A 24,945-nucleotide genomic window follows, 5' to 3' on the forward strand; every position below is an offset into this window, starting at 1 on the left:
TTTCTCCTAAAAGATTAATATCATGATGCCCAATATGGTGGGGATAAACTGCCTGTAATTACCATGTCACGCTGATTTAAAACGAAATTAGGAACTGTTTTTGTAACGATGGGTGAAAGAAAGGATTCTTGTTGAAAACCACTTTCTAAAAAATAAGTTGTTAAATTTTTAAGATACATATTGTCTGAATTAAAACAAAACAACTTGATTTTTTTCGCCTCCATTTTTTTAACAAAGGAGATTAAAGTAGGTAATATTATGTTCATGTCGGTTGGGTCAGATAACATTATGTCATCTATGTTAATATCGCCAAGTTTATTTTTTCTTATAATGGCATATCCAACGAAGATATCAGCCTTATAAAAGCTTATAAATTTTCTAAAAATAAATGGATTGTCATCAGCAATCCAGTTGGCTATTTCTTGGTTATAGAAAATAAAATAATCGGTGGGGTTTTCTTGAGAAATTTTGCAGATTAGTTTTTGTATATTATCTGAATAACCGAATTCAATATTAATTTCTCCGGAAGGCTTGAAAATAAATTTGTCTATGTCATCCAGAACAAGGGTAGATAAGGCATCATATCGTTCATATCCAATGATTGTAAAAGGGTTGGTTTTTGGGGTTAGTCCACAGATAAATTTAACTTCATTGTTAACGGTCATTTTTTCAAAAACTAAGGATTCTAAAGTAGGAAATATTTCTTTTCCCCAAAATCGAAAGTTAACTAGTAATCGTTCTAGTAATGCAGCTTTAATAATAACGTTATTCTTTATGAAAAAAAATCCTATGGTACCTAATGCACCAATAATTTCATTATTAGATGAAGCAGTAAATATTCCGCCAATATTGGTTGGATTCTTTGCGTATTCATAATATAGTACCTTACCAGTTAAAAGAGGATTTCCCCCCGTGACTGAATAAAAATTAGCCAGATTTTTAAATTTATCTTCAGGGTCATTATTTGAAAACTGGTAATCAATATTGCTTTGCATGGGAAATTGTTCCTCGATGTTCCTACATTTTGCCGCCAAAGTCAGCATAGCAGCATGCGGCACAAACACATGCTCTGGTTGCTCTAGCTTAACCACAAAATACGAATGTACTGATGATAACATAACAACTAGCATTATTGGCATAATTTCCCAGCCGCTTCGCTAATGTTAACTCTATTTCTAAAAGCTTGAAAATAGTTTTTTGCTAATGTATCCTTGCTCTATAATACTAACATACTAACCTCTTCGCAAAGACTTTAAAATGGATTCACTGGCTTTAGCATCATTAGCGTTATCACGAGTTAGTTTAAATGCTACTAACTCGCTGCGTTCATAATATCAAGTTGAAGTTTAAAGCCAAAAAACTAGCAAGTTGAGATTCATCCATCATCCATGCTTAGCAATAGCCTCGAAAATTTGGTGCCTTGTAAATTGTTTTATATGGCAGTGTGTAGCAGCTGGATTTGTGCAGATAAAATGGTTTTTTTTAAATTCTAATCAAAAATAAAAGAGTGTTCCAGGTATGAACATAGAATTGGCATTGACGATAGATGATATTCCAAGAAATGGCCACACTATAATCCCAAATAGTAATTTGAATGTTGTTCAAGGCTTAACGAATATTTTTAAACTATACAAACTACCTCCAGTTTATGGCTTTGCGAATTGTAGTTTAGCTGAGAGTAGTTCAGGCTATGAATTATTACAGCATTGGTTAGAAACAGGTAATAAGCTAGGTAATCATACCTATAGTCATCTTGATTTAAGAAATGTGAGCTTAGAAGAGTATTTAAATGATATTGAAAAAAATGATATTTTTCTGTCTAAGATTTCAGGTAATAAAGATTATAACTACTGTAAATATTTCCGTTACCCCTATCTACTCGAAGGTGAAACTAAAGAAAAGTATCGCGGGATAAAAAAGTATTTAAATGATAATAATTATAAAATCACCCAGGTTACGATTGATTTTCTTGACTTTGCATGGGAGCAACCACTATTAAACTGTCTTAGAGCAAATAATGCCGAACTGCTTGATGAGTTAAAAAAACTCTATGTTGATACAGCAATTAGTAAACTTCTAACAGCACACAAAGCCGCGAATGAAATATTTCAAAGAAATATTAAACATGTTTTAGTGGTTCATTCCTGCTTAGCAACAGCCATGTTTTTAGAAAAAGTTATTCAGGAATATAAAGAGAATGGCGTTAAATTTATATCATTATCTGAAGCGATAATGGATCCTGTGTATGAAACAGAGATAAATGTTATTAGCGATATTGGGCCAAATTTTTTAAGAAAAATTGTGATAGAAAGAAAGCTTGACCTGCTCAATAAGCCAACAGTGCCCACAAAACGACTAAAAGAGATAGAACAATACTCTTCTGTTTAGGAGGTTGAAAGATAATGCTGTCATCAAGCACTAAATGAAATTGAAGCATAAAGTTTATGGAAGAACAAAAATTTTGGAGGCTGTCATGGTAAAATCAGTTGAGCTTGATGTGTTTGGACGTCGGATGGTGGTGAAATTTGTAGATTCACACTGGGAGCTTTATACCTCTTCAGTAGAAGGTAGACAGCGTAGAATTGATGATGTTATTATTCCTGACTTTATTGAGATTGATGAACTCCCAACTTATTTGGGGGATATTTTTCATGAAGCGGCAACTCACTTACACCCCGACGTTAAAATCATAAAAACAAACTAATAATTTTTTAGATTATCTTTGCTTTTCCAGCTAAATTACTACCTTCAACCAATTATTTGGGAGGGGCTTTTCTCAGTGAATCGTGCAATAGTAATTACTATTGATCATTTTCCGCAGCCTAATTAATTGATAGCATTTCTTTAGAATTTGTTTTTGCTAGTTACTCAGCTTCCAAAAATTTTCATTTTCTGGCATATACGGATTTATAAAATTGCAATATATTGAAGATATTACCTGTTAAACATGTAGAAGAAATTTGTTTAATTGCAAAAGCAAGCCGAGGATTCAAAATGTTTGAACAAAATCTCATTAAACGGCAAAACCCTTTAAAACTTTTACCAGGCATCAAAATTTTAGATAATACTTTAAGAGACGGCGAGCAAACTCCCGGTATTAGCTTTTCATATCAGGATAAATTAGATATTCTAAAAGCTTTATGTGAGTGTGGTGTTAAGGAGGTTGAAGTTGGGTTTCCCGCTAGTGCTGAATCGGAAAGGACAGCCATAAAAAATCTAGTTTCCCATGATTTACCCGCCAATCTACATGGCTTATGCAGATTATCGAAAGAAGATATTGATTACGCCAGCCAATGTGGATTGAAAAATATTACTCTTTTTCTTCCAGGTTCAAAAAGATACATAGAACAAAACCTTAAGTTAAATCTCAACCAACTGACTGAAACTATTAAATCAATGGTTTCCTACGCAACTGAGAAAAATATTTCTGTTAAGTTTAGTTGTGAAAATGCTTCTCGTATGGATTTAGAAACTTTAATTAATTATTACCAAGCTGCCATCAGTGCAGGGGCTTCAACTATTTCATTTCCTGACACATCAGGTGTAATGACTCCATTTGATACTTATCGATGTGTAAAAATCTTGAAACAAGAATTACAGGCCAATATTTCTATACATTGTCACAATGATTTAGGCTTAGCAACAGCAAATACCCTTGCAGCAGCTGAAGCAGGAGCTATTGAACTTCAAGTGTGTGTTAATGGTCTTGGTGAAAGAGCTGGTAATGCTGCTCTTGAGGAAGTTGTTTTAGCTCTTGTCAGCCAATATAACTACAATCTCGGTATAGATCTTACAAAATTACACCTACTGTCTGAATTGGTTTATGAAAGATCTGGTCTTTGTGCGTCTTTTAATAAGCCAATTTTTGGCCAAAATGTTTTCAGACATGAATCTGCCATACATGCTACCAGTATCTTAAGAGGAGAAAATCTCTATGAACCTTTTTCTCCATCATTGGTAGGCAGATCTCATGAAATTATACTTGGAAAACACTGCGGATTGCCAAGTTTGGAGTATTATTTAACCCAGGTAATGAACATAAAGCTGTCATATGATGATACCAAAAAATTATTGTCTTATATTAAAGAGCATAGTGAACAAAAAGAATTGATAGATTTAAATAAATTTATAAAAAAACTAGGCTTATCTGTTCTCAATGCAGAAGCGGTATGTTAAACAGACCCTAGTGAACAACCTCTTTTTTGTATAGTATAAAGGAAAAGGAAAGAGTACCTCATTTAATTTTATTAAAAGGAGAAGGCGCATGAATAAAGTAAATATTTCTAGATTATTTTTTAATAATCGGCATGCTGCTTTATTTGAGATTGAGCAGCAGAAGCCAGTTTTATTCGATGTTGTAACCTCATCCACTTATGAACTAACTCTAGATGAAGCAGAAAAAATCAAGCAAATGAATAATCTTGAGGAAACTCTGAAACAATCTTTTGTGGAAAAACACTTATCTCGCTTAAATGGTTTTATTTCACAAGGGTTGCTTTTTGGGCCAGATTATCGCAGGCAAAGACCCAAATATGAAAAACGATTAATGTTGCAGGATGTTGTTGTGCAAATAGCATACACTTGTAATTTTGCTTGTACATACTGTTATGCTGATGAAGGTGAATATGGAGGCGGGAAAGCCTATACCATGACAGAACAGGTTGCTCGAGATCTGGTGGATTTTTCGTTTAAAAATAGAGCTACCAATTCGCTGGGTTTTTGCTTACTAGGTGGTGAACCTTTATTAAATATGAAGGCAGTTAAAGCCTTGGTTTCCTATGCTCGCGAAAAAGGGCAACAAGAAGGAGTTATTGTTGAATTTCTTTTAACTACAAATGGCACTCCTGTATCCCCCAATACTATGCAGTATTTTAAAGATAATGATGTTGCAATTAGATTAAGTGTTGATGGAACAAGAGAAATTCATGATCATTATAGACCTACCAAAAAAGGAAAACCCACATTTGACATGGTTAATAATACCTTTGGTAAGAGTATGAAAGATAGTGGTGTTGATTACTCGGTACGTGCGACTCTTTTTGGTCCATATGGCGAGTCCATTCAAGAACAAGTAAGAACATTATTTGAAGATTATAACTATGAAAATGTAAAGGTTGACTTTATTTGGGGAGTTGAGGGTACCCCTGGATTAATTACAGAGCAGAATATTGATTCAGTGTATAAAGGTATTGATACCCTTGGGAGTTGGTTTAAAGATAAGGTGATGAATAAGGAATTAAATTGGTATGATTTAGAACCTTTTTCAAAGTATATTGGTCGCATCAGAAAAGTACCTAAAGTATCTCCTCTATTTAACACTGATGACATTAAAAGCAACTATGTGGGTGGCTCAATACTAGAAAATAATGGAGTTGAATGTGGTGCAGGTATTAATGTTATCTCCATCTCGGCAAATGGCGATATTTATTCCTGCCATCGTACTGAGGGCAAAAAAGAATTTAAAATGGGCTCTATTTATGAAGGCGTATCTATGCAACACTTAGATTATTGGGGTACGCATTGGCGCCTTGAAGATGAAAATGCAGATTGTAGTAAATGTTGGGCGCGTTATATCTGCATTGGTGGCTGCCCAGCATTTGGATTTGATAAACACAAGGATCCTATGAAGTGTGATAGAGTCAAGTGTAATGTACGACGTCAATTTATTGCAAACTCCGTGATTTTAAATCATGAGATGAAAAAGATCGAGAAAGAGCAAGGCATATCACTAGACCCACCCGCAAAAAGTTGTAATGTTAACAAGAACTGTAAAAATTGCACGGAATGAAAAAAATCGTCAGGGGGGAAGCACTTGGAAGAGATTGCAGCTTCAAGTAATCGATTGGGTTATGTATGGGTATTGTTTACAGGTGAGTTTTTATTAAGGTTTGCATTTTGGACTATACAATCCACAATAATACTTTATTTCTCACGGATTAGTGGCATTAATTTGAATTCAGCTTATGCAATATTTGGCTCGTTTACAGCGTTATCATTCATAATGCCTATATTAGGGGGATTGTTTAGGAATATCACCGGGATTGGTTTTAGAATATTGGTTATATCAGGGCTATGGGTTGTCTTGCTGGGTGCAATTCTTTTAGTCCTACAACTGAATATGGGTTTAACCTATTTAGGTTTAACAGCAATAGCGGTAGGTGCTGGTTTATACCTGCCCAATGCGACTTTATATTTAGGGGAATTATTTACTGATCAAGATAAGAAAAAAATTCGTGGCTTTGCCTTCATTTATTTAAGCAGCAATATCGCAGGCGTTACTGCTCCAATTATAAGCGGAATTATCATCCAGCATTATAATTGGGCTTTTATTTTTATTCCTACTGTTCTTGGAATTTTGGTGTGGTTAGGGCTAGTATCTTTTACAAATTTTTTTCCTAAAAAAGATGATACATTGAAAATTAATTTGAGAAGCAAGATTTTGTTTTTAGGTCTTTTATTGTCCATGTTTGTATTTTGCTATTGTGATCTTGTATTCGCTAAATTAATGTCTTCATCAATACCCTTCATAGTTATTTTTTTTATCATATTACTCATATATATCATCTCAAAATCTCAAACTAAGCATAAAATTAACCTTATTAGGTTATTATTATTGAGTCTGTTAGTGATCGTCTATTATGCATTTCTTTATCAATTACAGAGCTCGTTGTTAGTTTTTATCAAAAACTATGTTAATTTGGATTTTTATTCTTATTCCTTACCGGCTAATGTATTTGTTTCGTTTGAGCCAGCTATTATTATTTTAATATTCCCTATTGTGATGAGATTTCTTAACAAAATAGTAAGGCAAGATCATTACCTTAGTAATCCAACTGGAATTATAGTTGTGGGTGGAATGACAGGGGCAATCAGTTTTCTTGTTTTTTACTTAATCATTACTTTTAATATTTACACCTTACATTCTGCTCTTGGGATTTTATTTGTCGGGACCATAGGTTTAGCGATAGGAGATTTAATGATCCTACCCGCTTTTAATGTTGCTATTGTTACTTATTCGCCACTAGAATTAAAAGGTCTCATTGTTGGCTTGTCTTCACTTCCTTTTGCCTTCTCTGGTTATCTATCTTCACAAATAGCCAGGATAATCCAACTAGAACCGCACAGCACTGTTTCTAATCTTAGCAAATTTTCTGTAGCCTATTTGTATATGTTTTTATTTTTAATAGTATTTTCGTCCATGATAGGATTTATAGTTTTTTCAATAAAGCAAAAGTTTAACAGAATAGAACAGGTGTTAATATGAAAATTATCGCTTACTTTGAGGGGGAATATAATCCATATAGAGGTAAATTCCTAAATGCGATCAGGCGCTATAAAAAAGACTGCTTGATAGGAGTTGTATCCTATATGCCCTCTAACACATTACAAAATTACCTTCATGAACATAACATTAATTTATTTACATCGTTAGAACAAATTAAGGATAGTTTTACACATTTTGTGATCACCTTATTAGATTTTAATCATCTAACTGAAATGTATAACATATGTAACGGGATAGAGAATTTACTGGCCTTTAGTAGAAATAAACATATCAGAATTGTAAACGGCACTTTTAGATATTTAGGAGATTATTTTCCTGGCTATGCTGATCTTATATGGGATATTAGAAAAATTGATCCAGAATACCAACCAGAATATTTTAAAGATGAATTAAGGCATAAAAACGCTCAATTAAGAATTTTGACGGTTGGTACTGACAGTAATATAGGGAAAATGACAGTTGGCTTAGAGTTAGAAAGAGTGCTTTGTAAGAAAAATTATGATGTGAAATTCATTGCAACCGGACAAATAGGTATTTTTCTTAAAGGAGAAGGCATTTCCTTAGATTCAACTATCATTGATTTCTCAAGAGGTATGTTAGAGGAGCATATTCTTAATTACGATAACGAAATTTTGATTATTGAAGGTCAGGGAAGTATTTTTCATCCCGTTTTTTTTGGTACTGCAACGACCTTATTAAATGGGGCAGCTCCTCATTTAATGATCATGTGCTCGCGAATGGGCCAAAAATATAATAGGACGGTTCCAGATTGGCCTATCCCAGTCTATCCGGAAGCCATTAAAAAAACCGAAGAGGTTGCAAGAAAGGTAATTCCCGATTCAAAAATTATCGCAATGACAGTGAATACATCGGAAATCAACCACGACGAGGCCGCTTTATTTGAATTACAACAGCTGGAATATCAATTAGAACTACCTGTGTCAGATGCGGTTAGATTCGGTGTAGATAAGCTAACCTTAGCAATAGAAAAAGTTTTTGAAAACAAAATAAGGTCTGTTTACAATTCTACTTTGCCTACATAGAAATCATTAGTAGATAAAAGGTATTAGTTTGTAGGTTTTCTTCATGTAGGCTTCGTAATCATCATTTTTTAAGTTTTTTAGAAGCGATTCTTCCAGCTTAACTCGATAGAAAACAGCTGCACTTGTCAGAAATAATATGATAATAGCTAACCACCATGAACCAGCAACGAGCGGAAAGCCAGTGAAAAGCAGTATAACACCCGTATAGCTTGGGTGACGTATATAGTGATATAAACCATCTTGTATCAGGTATTGTTTATCATCGATATTAAGTGTCATTGTAAAAAATTTTTTCAATTTCACAATAGCCGAAAATCTTAACATACTTCCGCACAAAATAAGCAGAAAACCAACCAATAGCAAAAGAAGATTTTCATTATTTTTTGTATGGAATAAAATGTAAGCTGTGCTTGACCATAAACAAAAGTGACGACATAAAATTATGTAGGCACGAGAATGCTTATCAAAAGGTTTTTGTGCTGCGACAAGATTACTTTCAGTATTTTCGATGATGAGTTCAAGACATGACCAAAATAGATATAGGCTAGTTAGAAAAAGTAATTTGATATCTGGTTTAAAAAACAGAACTATTATTGCGGGCAGGATGCTTATCATAACAGACAATGTTCTATTTCTCATTAATATTTTTTCTGAGGTAGTTTGAATCATAAATTAGCCTTAAGAGTATTAACAATTGCTGAGGCATATAATTGGCTTGAATCTAAAAACACAAAATCCTTGCTTAGTTCGCTTTTAGTTAAAAAAGTAAGTTCTGAACAAGCCAATAATATGGAATCGTGACCCGTTTGTTTTGTTAAAATTTTCTTTAATCTCAAAAGTTGGGTTGTAGTGAGTTTTTTATTTAATTTAATTTCTGTAATTATTTCATCAAGCAGGTTGTTGAGAGTTGCATTAGGATATTGGCAATCGGGTAGATAATTGCTATACAATTTAGCTTTATTGGTTATATATGAGCCAAGAATTAATGGATTATTATAATGTGACTTCAGCTGTAATGAAACCATTTGTATCATGTGTAGCCAAGGTATTTTTATTTTTTCTGAAATATCATGATAAAAATAATGGACTGCATTACAAGGTATTGAAACAAAATCTGCGCCAATCTTAGCCAAATTATTGATGCTAGTACTGATATGATCAGCTGGTGATGGACCTTGCTTGTTAAATGCTTGAATTCTATTCGGAATTTGTGGAAAGTTATCAATTAAAATTCTAAAGTGGTCAGTTTCTTTTTGGGCCTCGGTGAAATTTAATATATATTCAAAAAATTGAGAGGTTGCATAAGATCCCATACCACCTACTATCCCTAAAGTTTTGAAATGGTTCATACATAATGCTCAATAATATTTTTAATATAATTAAGTATGTTCAATTCAAGGTTATCAATGGTTTTATTATTTATATAATAAGGTGGTGCCAAAGGAAAGTTTTTGCTGGGCATACTCCAAAAACCATAAGGTGGTTGTTCAATTATTTTTTTCTGACCGTTATGTATCACCCAAGATAATTTAGGGGGGCTAATATTGAGTAATCTAAAGCCGTGTTCATAAAGGAATTCTTGTATGCTTAAATGCGAATGGTCCAATAAATTTAATCTTACAACTTTACAGGCGCTATCATTTTCTAATAATAAAGAAAATAATGTATCAAACGATGAAATAGAGCTTTTAGGTAGGTCTTGATTATTGTCAGAATGACAAATTAATGTTTCATGATTAAAAGCTCTGAGCTTAGTATCTGTAGATGCTTGCATACTGGCTGAAACTTTATGAAAATTTATCTTAGGTGGTTTTGCAGAAGTGATAATTGTAGGTGCGTATTGAAAATTAAGTAGACATAGTGTTTTCACATAATCAGCTTCAGCTAGATTAGCAATATACCAAGGGATTTCCTGCATAATGGCTTTTACTACATCATTGGTATCCCTATTTATTTCTCTAAATTCAAGAAACTCAAGCATACCACCCTGCATAACATACCAAGGTGCATACCCCCAAAATCTAGAGCGAATGAACTCGGTATGGATTTTTTTGACTGCTTCTCCTCCCCGAACATTCTCTGTGGAAAAACGAGTTCTTGGCACCAAAATAAAAGTATGATACCTATCATATAGGTAGGTTTCAGCTTTGGTTAAGAATTGTAATACTCGATAAATAATGGCAGGTGAACCTTTGAAGTTTCTAGCAGAACTTCCGGCTCTACATAATTCAGCTGTTCCCAAACTAAATTCATCAAAGGCAGAAATGGCTGTTACTGTGCCTAGTAGTGGAAGAATGAATGCATTTTTTTCTTTAAAATAATTTCTGAGTTTAGTAATTTCAATTTGATCACCCCAGAACCATATGTGCTCATCATCTTCATGAATTCTTTGTGCTAAACGTTGGTAATCAAAACAGTCGGTGTGATAATCATTTTGATAGACACTTTTTAGTATATTTAGCCTCACATCTAGAGCTTGGAGTGCGGCAGATTTAGATTCTATAGAGGAAATATAATTCTTCTTGTGGCAGAAATCTGGATATTCTTTTAATTTTTCACTTAATCGAGATATCGATTTTTCCTTATTTTCATATGGGTAACATAATAGGGGTAATGTCATAAATCTCTCTACAGGTTTAAAAGAGCTTCTGCAAAAATATCCGCTAACTTCACGTTTAGGTTTTCATCAAGGTCTCCAACGTATAATCGTAAAAATGGATATTCGCTTTCAGCAATGCTGGAAGCAGCTGAAATTCTAGGAAAGGTATAACCAAAGCTTAGCCCTTTTATAAGTGGAATTTGTTGATTTTTGGCAAAATGTAATAATTTGGTTATAAATGCTTCGAGAAAATTATTATTATTTTTTCCACGTTCTTTAAACTGAAAAGTCACACATCCTCCAGCGTAAGGTAAATTAATAGCTATGTGATAGTTTGGATGCGAAGTAAGAGTGGGATAAAAAATATCAATTATTTTTAGTACTTCAGGATCTTGGTTTAACAAAAGGGCTAAAGATGAAGCGTTCTTGCAAATTCTATGTATGCGGTTAAAAAATTGTTCTCGTGTAAAGTAAGGATATGAGATAGCTTGATTTTTGTATAAAATACTTCCCATATTTCGTCTTAGTCTTTCAAAGTTCGCTTGATACTTTATCGGATATATGACTATTCCTGCTAAGCATGACTCTAGACCCATTTGTAAATATTTTGAACAGCTTTCATAATATATGATCTCAATTTTATCTGAAGTAGTTAAAATTTCGGGCAAGAGCGCTCCCGATACCATGGTGCCATCGATAACTAATCTAATCGGTTTTTGTCTATTTAATTTGGCAAGTTCTGAAATGAGATATTTCATATCTGTTACGGGCTGTTCAACGATATTTGATAATGGGTCAGCAAAAATCACATCAATGGATGAGTCTTCTTGCAAAGCTACTAGCAAGTCTTGTGCACTAAACCCTTTTGCCTGCTTCAATTTTATCAATTTTAGGCTTTCTAACTGCTCTTTAGCTTCAAAATAGATATAAGGTGTCATTAGAAAAGTTGAGTTGGAAGTAACACAATAGCGTAATATAAACGACTCAATCAATGAAAATGCCGCCATACCTGATGATGTTATTGTTATCCCACACAGGTCTCTTGGTATATTGAATATCAAGCTTAACTGCTCTTCAATTCGCTTAAGCTGTGGGCAATTATATCGATCGTAATTAACTCCAGGATTTTCTTGTGAACTTAGACTAAAAAACTGCGTTATGTGTGACTGATCATAGGCTGCAGCTCTCCAATCAATGGCAGAGCTCACGTGAGACAAAGCCTGTAATAACCATCTTATTTTATTTTCTATCAGGTTTAATTCTTTGAAATCATAACTTTGGGGCAATGGGTAAAGTTGATCAATCTGTTGGTCAATTTGTTCTAAATAATTTTTTAATATCGCTGTAAGCTGGCTATCATAGGGTAAGTTTTCAGAATCACAAAAGTGAAGGTGGGCATCTATTTCCTCCTTAATGGATTGTGCTTCTTTTCTTATTTCGCTGATTTGATATTCAATATTGTCGCATTTATTATTTACAGTAAGAGGTTTACTGATCTCATTTTGCCCAGAGTAGGACTTACTAATGGGGGTATGTAAAACAGACTGGCCTTTGAGATCCAGCAAGTATTTATAATGAGAATTTGAAAAATTGAATTGAAGAATGCGATTTAAAATATTTTTTTGAATATTACCTCCACACAAAACAATTCCTATGCTGCCTGTAAATTTTATTTTATGGCTAAGTTCAATTAATGCAGCTATCCCTGCACAGCCAGAGGGTTCTATTAATAAGCTTTCTTTGTTAAGGAGCGCAAAAACACTAAATGCAAGTGCCTCTTCATCGAGCATTACCATGTCGTCTACATATTCTGCAATAAAATTTAGTGTGTGAGCGTTGGGCTCTAAGTTGACAGCAAGGCCATCTGCAAATGTTGGCATGTTAGGTACTTTTACCGCTTGTTTAGCAGCTAATGATGCTATTACGGAAGCATAGTTCTTTGGTTCACAGCCAAAAATCTTTACCGAATGGTTTATTTGTTTGCCGGCAATTGCCATGCCTGAGATTAATCCGCCACCACCAACAGGAATAATCAAATATTGAAGATCAGAGACTTGGTTGAAAAACTCTTGTGAAATACTTGAATTAGCTGCTATGACACCAAATTCATTATAAGGTGAAATAAAGCGCCAACCATTTTTATTGGCTACATCCTTTGCATATAAGATTGCTTCATCTAAAGATGATCCATATTCAATTAAGCCAGCTCCTGTTTCTAAGATTCGTTGTCTTTTAAGCCGACTTGCATTAGAAGGTAAATATATATTTGCCTTAAGTCCTAACTGCTGGCAGACCTGGGCTACAGCTAAACCGTGATTTCCCGCTGACGCAGCAAGCACCGGGATTTCTTTCGGATGACTATGAAGGCTATATAAAGCACCACGATACTTAAACGAACCGGTATGTTGCTGGTTTTCAAGCTTCACCCATACTGGAACTCCAGTAAATTCTTCAAGCCACTTTAATCTCCGAACAGGTGTTTGGACGACTTTATCTTTTAGGAAAGTACAAGCAATTTCCATATGGGTAAATAATTCATTCATCATGTAGTACTAATCCACCATAAATTTTATAATATTCCAATAAGCCGGTAGCTTCATAAATTTTAGTAGCAACGGGATTAATTTGGTCTAACATAAACTTTTCTTGATTAGCATTAATTAAGATTGATTCTTCTGTGTTCACTATTATTTCACTACCATCAGAAAATTTGTCCCAATAATTTTGGGAGAACGTAGCTGCAATAATGCCGTTATTAATGCAATTACGAAAAAATATTCTGCCAAATGATTTGGCAATTACGGCTTTAATCCCGCAACATTTTAATGCAATGACAGCTTGTTCTCTGGATGAACCACAGCCGAAGTTTTCACCTGCAAATATAAATTGTCTTTCTAAAATAATAGATGCGATTTGCGAATCGAGAGTTTCGAATACATGAGATTGCCACAATGAAAAATCGTTGGTACGCAGATACTGACCTGCGATTATATCGTCTGTATTAATATTGTTGCCAAGTTTTAAAATTTTTCCTTGCAGAATCATTAAATATTTCCCTCAACTGCAATTCTTGCAGCAGATGCAGGAGAGCAAAGATAAATTGAAGCATTTTTATTGCCCATCCTTCCTTTATAGTTGCGATTGCCTGTAGAAACACAGGTTTCATTGTCTCCAAGTACTCCCATATTTTGTCCAAGACAGGGGCCACACGAAGGTGGGAGAATAGTTGCTCCCAATTCTAAAAATTGAGTGATAAGACCCAGCTCAATTGCTTTTTTGTAGGTGGCAATAGAAGCTGGGTTAATTAATAGTCTTGTTCTCAAGGGTCTTTGCATTTCTGAAAATACCTTCGCTGCACTGATTAGGTCCTCTAATCTTCCTCCGGTGCAAGTGCCTATAAAGACTACATCCACTTTAATGCCAGATTTTTTTTGAACAGGATAAACAATATCAACTTGGTGGGGGTACGCAATCAAAGGAGTTATCTTATCTATGTTGATATCAATTATATCATCAAAATCGTTGTCGCAATCGCTAATTAAATCTTGGGTATGTTTATAACGTAAAGGATCTTCAGAATAATAATCACTTGGTTCAAAAATAGCAGTTACTGCTCCTAACTCTGGACTCATATTACATAAAACTGCTCTCCAATCATATGTAAGAGAATGCTCGGCTTCATATACTATAAACTTCTCATTCAAACGTTGCGGAGAAATATTTTTTGCAATATACAGAACAATATCTTTAGCTGTAATTTGATCTGAAGGTACACCCCATAACTTAATTTTAAGCGTTTGCCCCATAGTGAACCAAGTAGTTCCGGTTAACATTGCATATGTCATATCTGTTGCACCAGAACCCAGCCCCAGTACGGAGTATGCCCCTATGGTTGGAGTATGTGAGTCGCCACCTAAGAGGATTGAGCCACCTGTTATTTCTGGATTTTCTAATAAAAGCTGATGGCTTATTCCTTGTCCACCATCAAATAAAGTTTTAATACCATATTTTCGTGTAAAGTTTCTTGCTTTTTCGTGTAAGCTTGCTGTAATTGCATTGTTTGCAGGATAGATATGATCGAAAACAATGATAATTTTTTCCGGATCAAATACGTGATTAAAGCCATGTTCTTGATAGTAGCGTTCTACCATCATAATGGAACCGTCATGCAGCATAAGCCAATCAAGATTGAGTATTATATTTTTGCCAGGCTTTAGGCATTTTCCATGTTTGTTATAAATAATTTTTTGATAAATATTCATATCGCAGTTTTTTCTACAAGAAATTTTCCAATAACTAAACAATCCAATCCAGTGCTAAAAAAACAACGAATAGCATCAGAGGGAGACATAACAATAGGTTCGCCCTTGACATTAAAAGATGTGTTTAATATCAAAGGAATACCTGTTAATTTGAAGAAAGATTCAATTAATTGATAATAGAGAGGGTTTTCTGATGGCTTTAAGGTTTGGAAACGACAAGTTCCGTCGATATGTACCACGGCTGGAATCAGTGCCTGTTTATCAAGTTTGACTTTTGAAACAAAACTCATGTACGGGCTATCAACAGGTTTTGTAGTAAAATCATTCATTTTATCGTAGAGAATGGTAGCGGCAAAAGGTCTAAATTCTTCCCTAAATTTGACAGCCTGATTAATCTTATCTCGCATGCTTTTTATCCTTGGGTCAGCAAGTATGCTTCTATTGCCAAGTGCACGAGGTCCAAACTCCATTTGTCCTTGGAAAAAACCACATATCTTTCCTTCGGCTATTTTTTCTGCAATCAAATCTAAGCTAGGGTATTCACTATATAACAATTTATAGTTATCCAAAGTATCTTTAATCTGCTCATTAGAATAACTAGGTCCAAGATAAGGTGATTGAATGTTTGGGCGAGTTGTTGCGTGGTTATATTTATAATAAATATACAGAGCTGAACCAATGGCGCAGCCTTGATCAGATGGAGCAGGAGGAACAAATATATTTTTAAAATTTGACTGCTCAAAAACTATATTATTACAAACAGAGTTCATAGCTACTCCGCCACCAAGTACTAAGTTCTCATTTTTCGTGATATTTTTAATTCCAGAAACAAGGGTTAAAATAGAGTGTTCTAACTTTTTTTGTAAAGCAAATGCTATATTGGCATGGTGATCTGTAATTTCTTCGTCAGATATTCGGGAAGACCCTAAAGAATTTATCACTTCATTGTTAAACCAGGGTGCATCTAACTTTTCATTGTATTGATAATTACAATATTGAAGATTAACGCCAATATGAAAGGGATGTTTACTTTGAATGAGGCTATCAAAAAAAACTTGTAATTTCTCATCAGGTTTTCCATAAGGTGCTAACCCCATTATACGGTATTCGTCAGAAATGGGACGAAAGCCCAAATGTTGTGTTACTGCACCATATATATATCCTAAGGAATGAGGCATATTAATTTGGTAAAGTTTTCTTAAGTTCTGCTGAGAGCAATCAAAACCAGTGATTGCTGCATATTCTCCTCTGCCATCTATTACCAGGCCTGCGCAGCTTTCAAAGTTGGAAGAATAGAAAGAATGAGCTATATGAGATGAATGGTGGTCAACAAAAAAAATGGTAGGAATGGAGCAATTTTTTTGATGATCGCAAATTTCTGCTATAATCATTTTCTTTATTTGGTTTTGAAAAAAAGCCGCACGTAGACGTGAGGCAATTCGTCGCAAAGTGGGTATCCGTTTATTGAGTGAATTTTTTAGTTCGTACAGGATGGCTGGCCATAAGGCAGATTGGTCATTCCAATAAAAACAGATAATATCCAATTGGTTTGCATTGATATTAGCTATTCGCAATGCTTCCTTCACAGAATTTTTCGGGAAAGTCCAAGTATTTTTGATTCGGGTTACTCTTTCTTCCTCAACGGCAGAGACCACTTCGCCATCAACAATAACAGCTGCTGCAGCATCATGAGCCATACCACTTAAGCCAAGTATTTTCATGACTTTGATATCCGTATATTTATAATGTTAACAATTAGAACAGGTAGTTGTAGTTTTCACTATTAATCTATTTAGTTTTTATGATAATATCTGGCCGTTAAAGTTTTGTAAATACTAAAATAATTATATATTTATTTACTGGGTGCATATATGTATTCCGTTAAAATGAGAGCGTCCAGAAAAACTAAAGAAGATGAAAAGCCTCAACATGTATCTGGAGCTGAACGTTTAATACCCTCAACAGGTGGAATTTATCCATGTCTTAAGCTGATGCTTGATAGAGCTTTAAATCATTCTTTAGGGCCAGTAGATGCTGTTAATTTCTCTATAAATAAAATTGATACTGAAATAAATGTAATTAAAAGCTTGCCAATCGTAACAGTAAAAGTTACAAATAAACAAGAGGGGCTACATATAGCTAAAATAATTTTGGAAGAATTAAACATTAATCAAGAGGTGATTAAAAAATCTATGAATTGGCTTGCTGTTGGTGGAGCTCCAGGAGGTTACAATATGCGCGGTGCCATGTTATTCGATATCTATACTTCACGGCGAGTAGAAGATGATCCATTTGGAGGTGTTCGTGCTACAAATTTTGATATGACCGAAGCTTCAGAAAAAAAATTAAGCGAAGAACTCAATAAAATAGGCGCTTACAATTCAAGAACACGAGATGCGCTTGTATTAGCAACTAAAGTTTGTAACTTTCCTGGAATTATCGCAGAACTGTGTTGTGCTGATGATCCCAGCTACTCAGGAGGTTATGTCGCAAGTAAACAAAGAGGATATATTAGGATAAATCATATGAAGTCGCCTGACCATAATCGTGGCGGTAGAATTATTTTTTTAGACTCTAGGAAGTGTAATATAGAACAGTATAAGCATTACCTCAAAAATACAGTTGTACAAGTGAATGACATTGGTAATGTTAGCAGGGTTTATCTATATGAGGAGCTAACCAATGGTTTAATGGAAACTGCTGAGAACTAAGAATCACGTGGACTATCTATCTGTATGATTTGTTTAATTGCACTCTACCATCGATATCACTTTTGGCGAGTACCGCAAAAATATAAAGAAATTCTTAGCGCTCAATTTCCTAGTATTAACTTTATTTTTGTTTCAAATAATCAAGAGCTAGATCAAAAGTTATATCTGGCGGATGTTTTATTTTGTTGGGAAATTAATGAAAATCAACTAGATAAAGCATCCAAGCTTTCCTGGATACAGTTAGCAAGCTCGGGGCTAGATAAAAGAATTCCTCCCAATTTTTTTTCGCAATATCAACATGAATTAACGGTCATGAAGGGAGTCGCAGCTTCCGCGGTGGCTGAATTTGTTTTAGGTATCATTCTTGGAGTGAACCGCAGAATTTTCGAAGCGATAATAGATTCAACTGCTGGGATCTGGAATAGAGAGTCCTATGTGGATAATGACTCTAATATAAAAAGTCTCAATGAAACTTGTGTGGGAATTTTAGGTTACGGCGCCATTGGTTCGAAGTTATCATGCTTGCTAAATTCTTTGGGTGTTCGAGTTATTGTCTGTTCCAAATCGAAGCCAGTAAACGATGATTATTTCAGCGCGTATTTTAGTGCATCTGAGATAGACACATTTTTAGTAGACTTAGATTTTTTAGTTTTGACTCTACCTCTCAATGCGGACTCAAGTGATCTACTTAATGAAAATAAGTTCAAATTAATTTCAAAAAATACCTTTATTATAAATATTGCACGAGAGAGTATTATCAATCGGGAAAGTTTGATTAACGCTATAAATGAGAAAAAAATCAAAGGTGTATTAATCGATGTTTTAGATATTGAACCCCCCGTTCCTGAAAGTAGATATCCTGTTTCACCCAAGATATTTATTACTCCGCATATTGCAGCATTAAGTAATAATTATTGGAAAGATAGTATGGAGATCTTTATGGCTAACCTTAATGCACATCTTAACAAAGAGCCAAAAATTAACAGAGTTTATCATTTCTAACCGATAAGATAACATGACCAGTAAACCCCTTGTTGCTGTTTTAAAAGGCGATGGCATTGGACCTGAAGTGGTAGATGCTGCAATTAGTCTTATCCCCAAATTAGAAAATTATGTGGAACTCGTGCATATTCAAACAGGAGTGGACAAGTATTTAAAATGTGGATTTCTTTTTTCTATCGAGGAACGCAAGATTTTAGACGAAGCCAAGGCTTTTTTTGTTGGCGCTTTTACTACTCCGCTTATTAAACCTAAAGGATTTAATTCAGTCATTGGATTTTTAAGAAAGACTTATGATTTGGCAACAAACATTCGACCCGCAGTCAGCATAGATAATTTAAGTAAAGCAAGATTTAATATTACTATTTTTAGACAAAATACAGAAGATTTATATTATCAGAAACAGTATTTTAGAAAAGAAGATGAGGCGGTTGGGGAAAAGCTTGTAACTTTGAAGGCAACACAAGCTATTTCCAGTGATGCCTTTCATTACGCCAAGAATCAAGGGTATAAAAAAATTACGATTGTTACAAAAGCCAATGTTTTGCCATTAGTTGATGGATTCTTTAAAGAGACAGCAGAAGCGGCTTTGCATCAATTAATGGATGACCACAATTTTCAACTTGAGGTCAACCATGAATACGTAGATGCTGCAGCTTATAAGCTGATAAAATCACCCGAACAGTTTGAGCTTATCCTTACTATGAATATGTATGGAGATATATTATCTGATGTATTGGCAGGGATGGTAGGGAGTATTGGTCTTTGCCCTTCTGCAAACCTAAGCAAGAATAAAGGGTTATTTGAACCAATTCATGGTTCAGCCCTCGATATTGCAAATAAAGGTATAGCAAATCCTGTGGGTGCTATTCTTGCTTTATCTATGATGTTGGATTGGCTGAGCTTTCCTAAAATTGCTAGCTTGGTCAAAGAAACCACCTTAACCATCTTGAGAAATAATCAGTATACTCAAGATTTAGGGGGAGATTTAAGTACATTAGAGTTTATTGATAAATTTCGAGGGTTTATTTAGCTCTAAGAAAGCATGCTCCTTTAAAGTTATTTTCCGCATAAGTTATCAATGACTGTTTCTGTTCCTTTAAGTAGCCATAGTATGTTTTATTTCCCACTTTTTGCGTGTAATGATCTCCTGCGAATTTTAAGCCGTAATTAACGCCTATTTGTTGGTGGATAGGATCGTTTTTTTGTATATTTAAATCAACGATGTAATTTTTACTTGAATGGATAAAAAAGAGTTCATTATTTTCTTTTATTACAATTGCTAAATGAGAAATTAATGAAATGGCTGGTTGGCCTTGAGAGTCTTTCTCGCCTTTGGATAATAGAATAATATCTCCTGAATTTAAATATTTTATATCTATTTCACTTAATGAACTAGTAGGAATAAAGTCCCACCGTGCTTCATAAGCCTGAAGATATTTTGGAGTGATAATTAAAGTTTTTGAGTCATGAGCAGCAGGCCGAGTAACCGGTTTAATTTTTACTTTTATCTCTATTAATTTATTTTGGCTAATTAGATGTTGTGTTATATCATCCAGATAATTTCTTTTTATACAATTGTATAAAATTGATTCTTCAACAAAATCAAATATGTTGCCAGATTTCGGGTCATTATCGAGAAAAAAATCTTCAGAAAATTTGTATCTAACTTTACATAATTTTTGACAAAAGTCAGAAAATGAGATTGAGCTTGATAATGCAATGACTGTGTACAAAAAAGTGACGCAATCAAACGATTCAAATCTAACTCGTAACCATTGTTTGGGGAGAATAGGCAGTTCAGATTCAAAATAAAAAGGTGTGCTTATCAGTTGTTCGGCAAGAAATTTTATTCTTTCAAATGGAAGTTTGAATTTCCATTGGGCTATGATCAAGTCATTTTCTAAAGAATCAATAGTCCATTTGCCTAATTCAAGCTTGCAGGTGATCCCATTAATATCTACTTTTTGATAAGTCATTTAATTTTGCCAAAGTTTGAGGGAAGATGAACCGCTTCCGCTAAAAACAATTTCCATCATATGCTTCAATTTATTTAATTTGATACATAAATAATATTGGTTAAATATTTTCGCAGGTATACATAGAGTCCGAAGATCAACTCAATTAAACCGATAGTTGTTAATATAAAGATCATTGCCCCCGTATTACTAGTTCCATAAACAAGTGTAAATAAAGATTGCGTGTCATGAGACTCTTGCTGCAAGAGGGGAAAGACTATTTTATCAACTAATGGTCCAGCAACTAAAAAAACAAGAGCACTGGTTGCTTGCAGCATTATCCCTTTTATCGCTAATAGTTTACCATAACGTTCATTCTCTAAAGAATTTTCCCACAAGGCGTAACTACACCCTCGTTGCCAAGGACTTATAAAAAAATATATAAATAGTACTAGGCCCATGATGACAATGTGAAAACTAAATGACCCAAGAAGAAGGATAATTCCCTGAAAAGCTACACTTAATGGAATAAATTTTTCAAAGCTTAATTTTTTGGGAGGAAAAAAAGCAACTAATACCCCAGCTAAAACAGCCCCTATCCCTCCCATAGCAATGACTTTGCCTGCAATCTCAGGAGACGTTTCCAGAAGCGAAATGGGTAATATATATACTCCAATTAGGTTTATCGCACAAAGCGATAGCATAAGACAAGATAGAGACCACAGCAGTTGTGGCTTATCCAATAATTCTCTAATGCATTCTATATATTCTGCTAAAAACTTTGACCACGGCTGTATAACAGATGGAACAAATTGATCTTTAATATATAGCGTCATAACAATTGAAAACAAAGAAGAAGCTATATCTAGCATGAAAAGCACAGAAGTGCTGCCGTGCATTAGCCAAAAACCCGCAAAAAGCGGGGCGATTAATCGTGGCACAACTTGTCTCAAATTTAATAAGGTATTAAATTTCATTCGTTTGTTGGCAGAAACATTAATTCCTACCAAAGTTATGGTTGCTAAACCCTGTAAAGTTCCAAATGTGGAACAAATTGCAACATAGGCGTACAAATCTGTTTTCGTTAGATTGTGATTTGAAACTTTAAAAATTAGATAACTTAATGTGAGTACGGAAATAGCTTCACTCAGGATTATAAATTTTTTTTTTGAATACTTATCTACGATTAGGCCGGCGGGTAATAGAATCAACAATACGGGTAGAACTTGGAAAAAATAAAGCATGGATAAATCCGTTACTTTATTATTCATTTGAAACAAGATAATACCAAAAGCAAACCCAGTCAGAGAGCTTCCCAACTGTGAAATAAATTGACCCAAAATAACTAATGTAATGCGCATAGAATCTTTCATAAATGTTTTCCGGCATCAAAAAATGGATTTTACCGCTTTTTTCTCGGCGTTCCATTGTTCATCGAAGGACCATTATTAAAATCCAATCAATTTGGTATCTTGAACATCATAGAGTTTATTTTTAGAGTTAGTTGTTGTATTAACGTAGGGTTGATGTTAGGTTTTAAGTTAAGTTTCTTATTAAACTGAAGTGTAAATGAAGTGCAAATGTAATGCACGAGAATAGTACACCATATACAATCAGCAACAAACTAGTATTGTACAATCATCTGATTTAAGGCAGATATTTGTTTATCGTGGTTCATTGTGGTTTACTGGTAGTTATGTCACAATTGCCTTCACACGGCAGGGGTCAGTGGTTCGATCCCACTATCGCCCACCAATAAAATCAATAATGGCCTCGAAACTGGCAAACTCTTAGGGACCAAGGCATTGGTTGAAACACATGATTTGTATGAAGCCAAAAACACTTGTAGTTATAATTACGGGTGAGTTCGTATACGGGATTTTGCCGGATCTATAAGGCATTCATCTATGGGAATTTTTATTAATGGCGGGACTACTTCCGCCTCTCCTATGGAAACTATATCTCCTTTCTGGTTAGTGCATTGGCAGTCAAAAATAAGTGTTTTTTGGTTTTCATTTTTACTTTTAACAGTTATGGTTGCTTGGATTACGTCTTCACAAAAAATAATTTTTTTGAAAATTAATTGTTGTTTTAAGTAGATGGTGCCAGGCCCAGGAAGTTGGGTTCCAAGGATTGCTGAGATTAATAGATTGCTCCATTCGCCTTGGGCAATAGTATTGTAAAAACCACGTCTTTTTGCATATTCTACACTCAAATGTAGTGGATTAAAGTCACCTGAGAGAGTTGCAAATTGGTTGATTTTTTCCTGTGATATCCTTTTTTTTAAAGAGGATTTATCACCAATAGAAATTTCTTCAAAAATATAGTTAGAAAAAATTCTCTTACTCATTAATAACAAAATCCTGTGTATCTATCCATGCTAGATGACCGTGTTGATCATCCATATTTATCGTTAACGTCAATTTTTTTCGGGTATCTTTAATTTCTAGTAAAATTAACTTAAACATCGTGCCAAAATTGAAGTGTTCATCAATTAATTTGAAAATATTATTTCCAATATATTCAATTTTGATGATTACAGCTTTAGGACCTAAAATAATATAAGATAGATTTTCATCTACGTGAATGACTATTTTTCCATATATTGGATTAAAATAGCTACCATTTTTTATTTTTAAATAAGAAGGGATCGCTTCCTTTTTGTAAACACTTAAGTCTTGATTTAAAGAAAGCCTAAATTTTATGCATTGTTGTTTGATAGCTTCCAGCATATTTGTATAATAGTTGTTTATCAATAATTCATAGTAATTCATTTTAAGCATTTCTAAAGGATACCAGATATCACTTTTATTGCTGAGTAAAATGATCCCTGATTTTAGTTGAGGAGAAAAAGAAATGTTGCTCATGTAACCAGAAAATCCTCCCATGTGCTCAAAAAAAGTATATTTATTAAAACATGCGCGGTACCAACCCAGTGTATATGCATCTGCGCAAATTAGACTGTTAAATAAATTAGTTGATTTTGGTGTTGATATTTTAATTTGTGACTTAAAGATTTTTTTATACTGTTTTAAAGCGGGATCATCAGTTGTAGTGATTTTTAAATTAAATAATAGCCATTGAGCTAGATCAGCTGCAGTACTATTAACATTACCACCTATGCTAATTGCATCTCCAAATGGGCACTGTGGAATGGCAATACTCTTTCCATCGTGATCAACATGCGGTACTGCTAAGGCAGGTTTGTAAAGTGTATTAAGAGAAGTATAGGTATTATTCATTCCTAAAGGCTGAAATAACTTTTCTTTGAAATAATCTTCATTCCTTATGCCTGTAACTTGTTTAATAAGTTCAGCAGCAACTACATATAAGCCATTATTGTATTGAAATGATGAGCGGTATGGTTTAACTGGCTTAAAATGTTGATAGCAGTTAATGATGTCCTGATGAGAATAATCCAGGTAACACATCATTGATGCGGCATATTTACTGACTCCTGTGGCATGGGTGACTAAATCAACTACCTTAGTTTCATTAGTCAATTCTTTTGTTCCCATTTTAAATTTAGGGAGATAGTTAATTACAGAATCCTCTAGAGAAAGTTTTTTTTGATATTCTAAGTCGGCTAAGATAGCACATGCCATTGCTTTACTATTAGAGCCAATCCTAAAAATTTTGTTATTCACATCATAGGGATAAAATTGATCTAAAGTGTATGAATTTAGTCCTATTATTTCATTTTGAGAAATCAAGGCATACGTTAGATTGGGAACTTGCCAATGTGTGCAGACCTCCTTCACTAACGTATGAAATTGTTTAATTAATGAATTATAGTAATGCTGGTTCATAATACCTCTTCCTAATATATACTCATTACACTTCAAACTGCGAACAACAGTGCATGCAATATTTGAAAGTTATCAGTAACTCGTGCGCTTAAAATAGTTTTATTTCTACTAACTCTATTAAAAACTCTAGGGTGTTGTTTCATCACCCAGAAATAGAATACGAAAATTTCTGAATAACTATAGCCATCCTCATAGGCAAGTGCTGCTTTTATACGAATGCGTGCACACTCATCTCGTTCCTTACGATGTTGGTTAATTAATTTTTCTCTTTCCCATAAA

Annotated in this window: 21 protein-coding genes; 9 read left to right on the forward strand and 12 right to left on the reverse strand. The window is 34.1% G+C overall.

Features of this window, described 5'->3' with window-relative positions:
- Window positions 1-20: 20 nt before the first annotated feature.
- Window positions 21-1,139, reverse strand: a complete 1,119-nt coding sequence (locus VHE99_09010) for a hypothetical protein (protein HVV69150.1) — start codon at window positions 1,137-1,139, stop codon at window positions 21-23.
- Window positions 1,140-1,518: 379 nt separating this feature from the next.
- On the opposite strand from VHE99_09010, the gene VHE99_09015 reads away from it, so the two are divergent.
- The 6 genes from VHE99_09015 to VHE99_09040 all read left to right on the forward strand — a co-directional run bounded on the left by VHE99_09015 (window position 1,519) and on the right by VHE99_09040 (window position 8,328).
- Entirely contained in the window at window positions 1,519-2,388 is an 870-nt protein-coding gene (locus VHE99_09015) for a polysaccharide deacetylase family protein (protein ID HVV69151.1), read from the forward strand.
- Between the two features lie 85 nt (window positions 2,389-2,473).
- Entirely contained in the window at window positions 2,474-2,704 is a 231-nt protein-coding gene (locus VHE99_09020) for a hypothetical protein (protein ID HVV69152.1), read from the forward strand.
- Between the two features lie 290 nt (window positions 2,705-2,994).
- Window positions 2,995-4,176 carry a 2-isopropylmalate synthase gene (locus VHE99_09025; GenBank protein HVV69153.1) on the forward strand — a complete coding sequence of 394 codons (1,182 nt, stop codon included), beginning with the start codon at window positions 2,995-2,997 and terminating at the stop codon, window positions 4,174-4,176.
- An 88-nt stretch (window positions 4,177-4,264) separates the two neighbouring features.
- Entirely contained in the window at window positions 4,265-5,788 is a 1,524-nt protein-coding gene (locus tag VHE99_09030; protein HVV69154.1) for a radical SAM protein, read from the forward strand.
- 24 nt (window positions 5,789-5,812) lie between these two features.
- Window positions 5,813-7,264, forward strand: coding sequence for an MFS transporter (locus VHE99_09035; GenBank protein HVV69155.1), 1,452 nt, complete (start codon window positions 5,813-5,815; stop codon window positions 7,262-7,264).
- Complete coding sequence (locus VHE99_09040) at window positions 7,261-8,328, forward strand: DUF1611 domain-containing protein (GenBank protein HVV69156.1); 1,068 nt, start codon at window positions 7,261-7,263, stop codon at window positions 8,326-8,328. Before VHE99_09035 ends, VHE99_09040 begins: the two co-directional genes overlap by 4 nt.
- Window positions 8,329-8,334: 6 nt before the next feature.
- Here VHE99_09040 and VHE99_09045 read toward each other — a convergent pair whose 3' ends face one another.
- The 7 genes from VHE99_09045 to VHE99_09075 are packed head-to-tail and all read right to left on the reverse strand — an operon-like array spanning window position 8,335 to window position 16,910.
- Entirely contained in the window at window positions 8,335-8,997 is a 663-nt protein-coding gene (locus tag VHE99_09045) for an isoprenylcysteine carboxylmethyltransferase family protein (GenBank protein HVV69157.1), read from the reverse strand.
- Window positions 8,994-9,677, reverse strand: a complete 684-nt coding sequence (locus tag VHE99_09050; GenBank protein ID HVV69158.1) for an amino acid racemase — start codon at window positions 9,675-9,677, stop codon at window positions 8,994-8,996. The genes VHE99_09045 and VHE99_09050 overlap by 4 nt, the downstream gene beginning before the upstream one ends.
- On the reverse strand, window positions 9,674-10,948 hold the full coding sequence (locus VHE99_09055; GenBank protein HVV69159.1) for a hypothetical protein: 1,275 nt from the start codon (window positions 10,946-10,948) through the stop codon (window positions 9,674-9,676). Before VHE99_09055 ends, VHE99_09050 begins: the two co-directional genes overlap by 4 nt.
- A gap of 8 nt (window positions 10,949-10,956) precedes the next feature.
- On the reverse strand, window positions 10,957-13,473 hold the full coding sequence (locus VHE99_09060) for a pyridoxal-phosphate dependent enzyme (GenBank protein HVV69160.1): 2,517 nt from the start codon (window positions 13,471-13,473) through the stop codon (window positions 10,957-10,959).
- Complete coding sequence (locus VHE99_09065) at window positions 13,463-13,972, reverse strand: 3-isopropylmalate dehydratase (GenBank protein ID HVV69161.1); 510 nt, start codon at window positions 13,970-13,972, stop codon at window positions 13,463-13,465. Before VHE99_09065 ends, VHE99_09060 begins: the two co-directional genes overlap by 11 nt.
- Window positions 13,972-15,189, reverse strand: coding sequence for a 3-isopropylmalate dehydratase/homoaconitate hydratase family large subunit (locus VHE99_09070; protein HVV69162.1), 1,218 nt, complete (start codon window positions 15,187-15,189; stop codon window positions 13,972-13,974). Before VHE99_09070 ends, VHE99_09065 begins: the two co-directional genes overlap by 1 nt.
- Window positions 15,186-16,910 carry a carbamoyltransferase C-terminal domain-containing protein gene (locus VHE99_09075; GenBank protein ID HVV69163.1) on the reverse strand — a complete coding sequence of 575 codons (1,725 nt, stop codon included), beginning with the start codon at window positions 16,908-16,910 and terminating at the stop codon, window positions 15,186-15,188. Before VHE99_09075 ends, VHE99_09070 begins: the two co-directional genes overlap by 4 nt.
- Before the next feature lie 150 nt (window positions 16,911-17,060).
- Between VHE99_09075 and VHE99_09080 the strand changes: the two genes are divergently transcribed.
- From VHE99_09080 to VHE99_09090, 3 genes are read left to right on the forward strand one after another with little or no spacing between them, the layout of a single operon-like run.
- Window positions 17,061-17,900, forward strand: coding sequence for a 6-carboxyhexanoate--CoA ligase (locus VHE99_09080; GenBank protein ID HVV69164.1), 840 nt, complete (start codon window positions 17,061-17,063; stop codon window positions 17,898-17,900).
- A gap of 24 nt (window positions 17,901-17,924) precedes the next feature.
- Entirely contained in the window at window positions 17,925-18,902 is a 978-nt protein-coding gene (locus VHE99_09085; protein HVV69165.1) for an NAD(P)-dependent oxidoreductase, read from the forward strand.
- Between the two features lie 13 nt (window positions 18,903-18,915).
- Window positions 18,916-19,932 carry an isocitrate/isopropylmalate family dehydrogenase gene (locus VHE99_09090; GenBank protein ID HVV69166.1) on the forward strand — a complete coding sequence of 339 codons (1,017 nt, stop codon included), beginning with the start codon at window positions 18,916-18,918 and terminating at the stop codon, window positions 19,930-19,932.
- Here VHE99_09090 and VHE99_09095 read toward each other — a convergent pair.
- From VHE99_09095 to VHE99_09110, 4 genes are all read right to left on the reverse strand, one after another.
- Window positions 19,925-20,878 (reverse strand): N-acetylmuramoyl-L-alanine amidase-like domain-containing protein, encoded by a 954-nt coding sequence (locus tag VHE99_09095; protein HVV69167.1) that lies wholly within the window; start codon window positions 20,876-20,878, stop codon window positions 19,925-19,927. The genes VHE99_09090 and VHE99_09095 overlap by 8 nt on opposite strands.
- Before the next feature lie 74 nt (window positions 20,879-20,952).
- Window positions 20,953-22,230: an MFS transporter gene (locus VHE99_09100; GenBank protein ID HVV69168.1), complete on the reverse strand. Its 1,278-nt coding sequence runs from the start codon at window positions 22,228-22,230 to the stop codon at window positions 20,953-20,955.
- 482 nt (window positions 22,231-22,712) lie between these two features.
- On the reverse strand, window positions 22,713-23,207 hold the full coding sequence (locus VHE99_09105) for a MaoC family dehydratase (protein ID HVV69169.1): 495 nt from the start codon (window positions 23,205-23,207) through the stop codon (window positions 22,713-22,715).
- Window positions 23,200-24,666, reverse strand: a complete 1,467-nt coding sequence (locus VHE99_09110) for a serine hydrolase domain-containing protein (protein ID HVV69170.1) — start codon at window positions 24,664-24,666, stop codon at window positions 23,200-23,202. The genes VHE99_09105 and VHE99_09110 overlap by 8 nt, the downstream gene beginning before the upstream one ends.
- Window positions 24,667-24,945: the final 279 nt, after the last annotated feature.

The organism is Gammaproteobacteria bacterium, assembly GCA_035546635.1.
Classification (GTDB): Bacteria; Pseudomonadota; Gammaproteobacteria; order JAURND01; family JAURND01; genus DASZWJ01.

Coding starts and splice junctions, on each gene's coding strand:
- VHE99_09010 (HVV69150.1), bottom strand. CDS start 1,139: ATGCCAATAATGCTAGTTGTTATGTTATCATCAGTACATTCGTATTTT.
- VHE99_09015 (HVV69151.1), top strand. CDS start 1,519: ATGAACATAGAATTGGCATTGACGATAGATGATATTCCAAGAAATGGC.
- VHE99_09020 (HVV69152.1), top strand. CDS start 2,474: ATGGTAAAATCAGTTGAGCTTGATGTGTTTGGACGTCGGATGGTGGTG.
- VHE99_09025 (HVV69153.1), top strand. CDS start 2,995: ATGTTTGAACAAAATCTCATTAAACGGCAAAACCCTTTAAAACTTTTA.
- VHE99_09030 (HVV69154.1), top strand. CDS start 4,265: ATGAATAAAGTAAATATTTCTAGATTATTTTTTAATAATCGGCATGCT.
- VHE99_09040 (HVV69156.1), top strand. CDS start 7,261: ATGAAAATTATCGCTTACTTTGAGGGGGAATATAATCCATATAGAGGT.
- VHE99_09045 (HVV69157.1), bottom strand. CDS start 8,997: ATGATTCAAACTACCTCAGAAAAAATATTAATGAGAAATAGAACATTG.
- VHE99_09050 (HVV69158.1), bottom strand. CDS start 9,677: ATGAACCATTTCAAAACTTTAGGGATAGTAGGTGGTATGGGATCTTAT.
- VHE99_09055 (HVV69159.1), bottom strand. CDS start 10,948: ATGACATTACCCCTATTATGTTACCCATATGAAAATAAGGAAAAATCG.
- VHE99_09060 (HVV69160.1), bottom strand. CDS start 13,473: ATGATGAATGAATTATTTACCCATATGGAAATTGCTTGTACTTTCCTA.
- VHE99_09065 (HVV69161.1), bottom strand. CDS start 13,972: ATGATTCTGCAAGGAAAAATTTTAAAACTTGGCAACAATATTAATACA.
- VHE99_09070 (HVV69162.1), bottom strand. CDS start 15,189: ATGAATATTTATCAAAAAATTATTTATAACAAACATGGAAAATGCCTA.
- VHE99_09075 (HVV69163.1), bottom strand. CDS start 16,910: ATGAAAATACTTGGCTTAAGTGGTATGGCTCATGATGCTGCAGCAGCT.
- VHE99_09080 (HVV69164.1), top strand. CDS start 17,061: ATGTATTCCGTTAAAATGAGAGCGTCCAGAAAAACTAAAGAAGATGAA.
- VHE99_09085 (HVV69165.1), top strand. CDS start 17,925: ATGATTTGTTTAATTGCACTCTACCATCGATATCACTTTTGGCGAGTA.
- VHE99_09090 (HVV69166.1), top strand. CDS start 18,916: ATGACCAGTAAACCCCTTGTTGCTGTTTTAAAAGGCGATGGCATTGGA.
- VHE99_09095 (HVV69167.1), bottom strand. CDS start 20,878: ATGACTTATCAAAAAGTAGATATTAATGGGATCACCTGCAAGCTTGAA.
- VHE99_09100 (HVV69168.1), bottom strand. CDS start 22,230: ATGAAAGATTCTATGCGCATTACATTAGTTATTTTGGGTCAATTTATT.
- VHE99_09105 (HVV69169.1), bottom strand. CDS start 23,207: ATGAGTAAGAGAATTTTTTCTAACTATATTTTTGAAGAAATTTCTATT.
- VHE99_09110 (HVV69170.1), bottom strand. CDS start 24,666: ATGAACCAGCATTACTATAATTCATTAATTAAACAATTTCATACGTTA.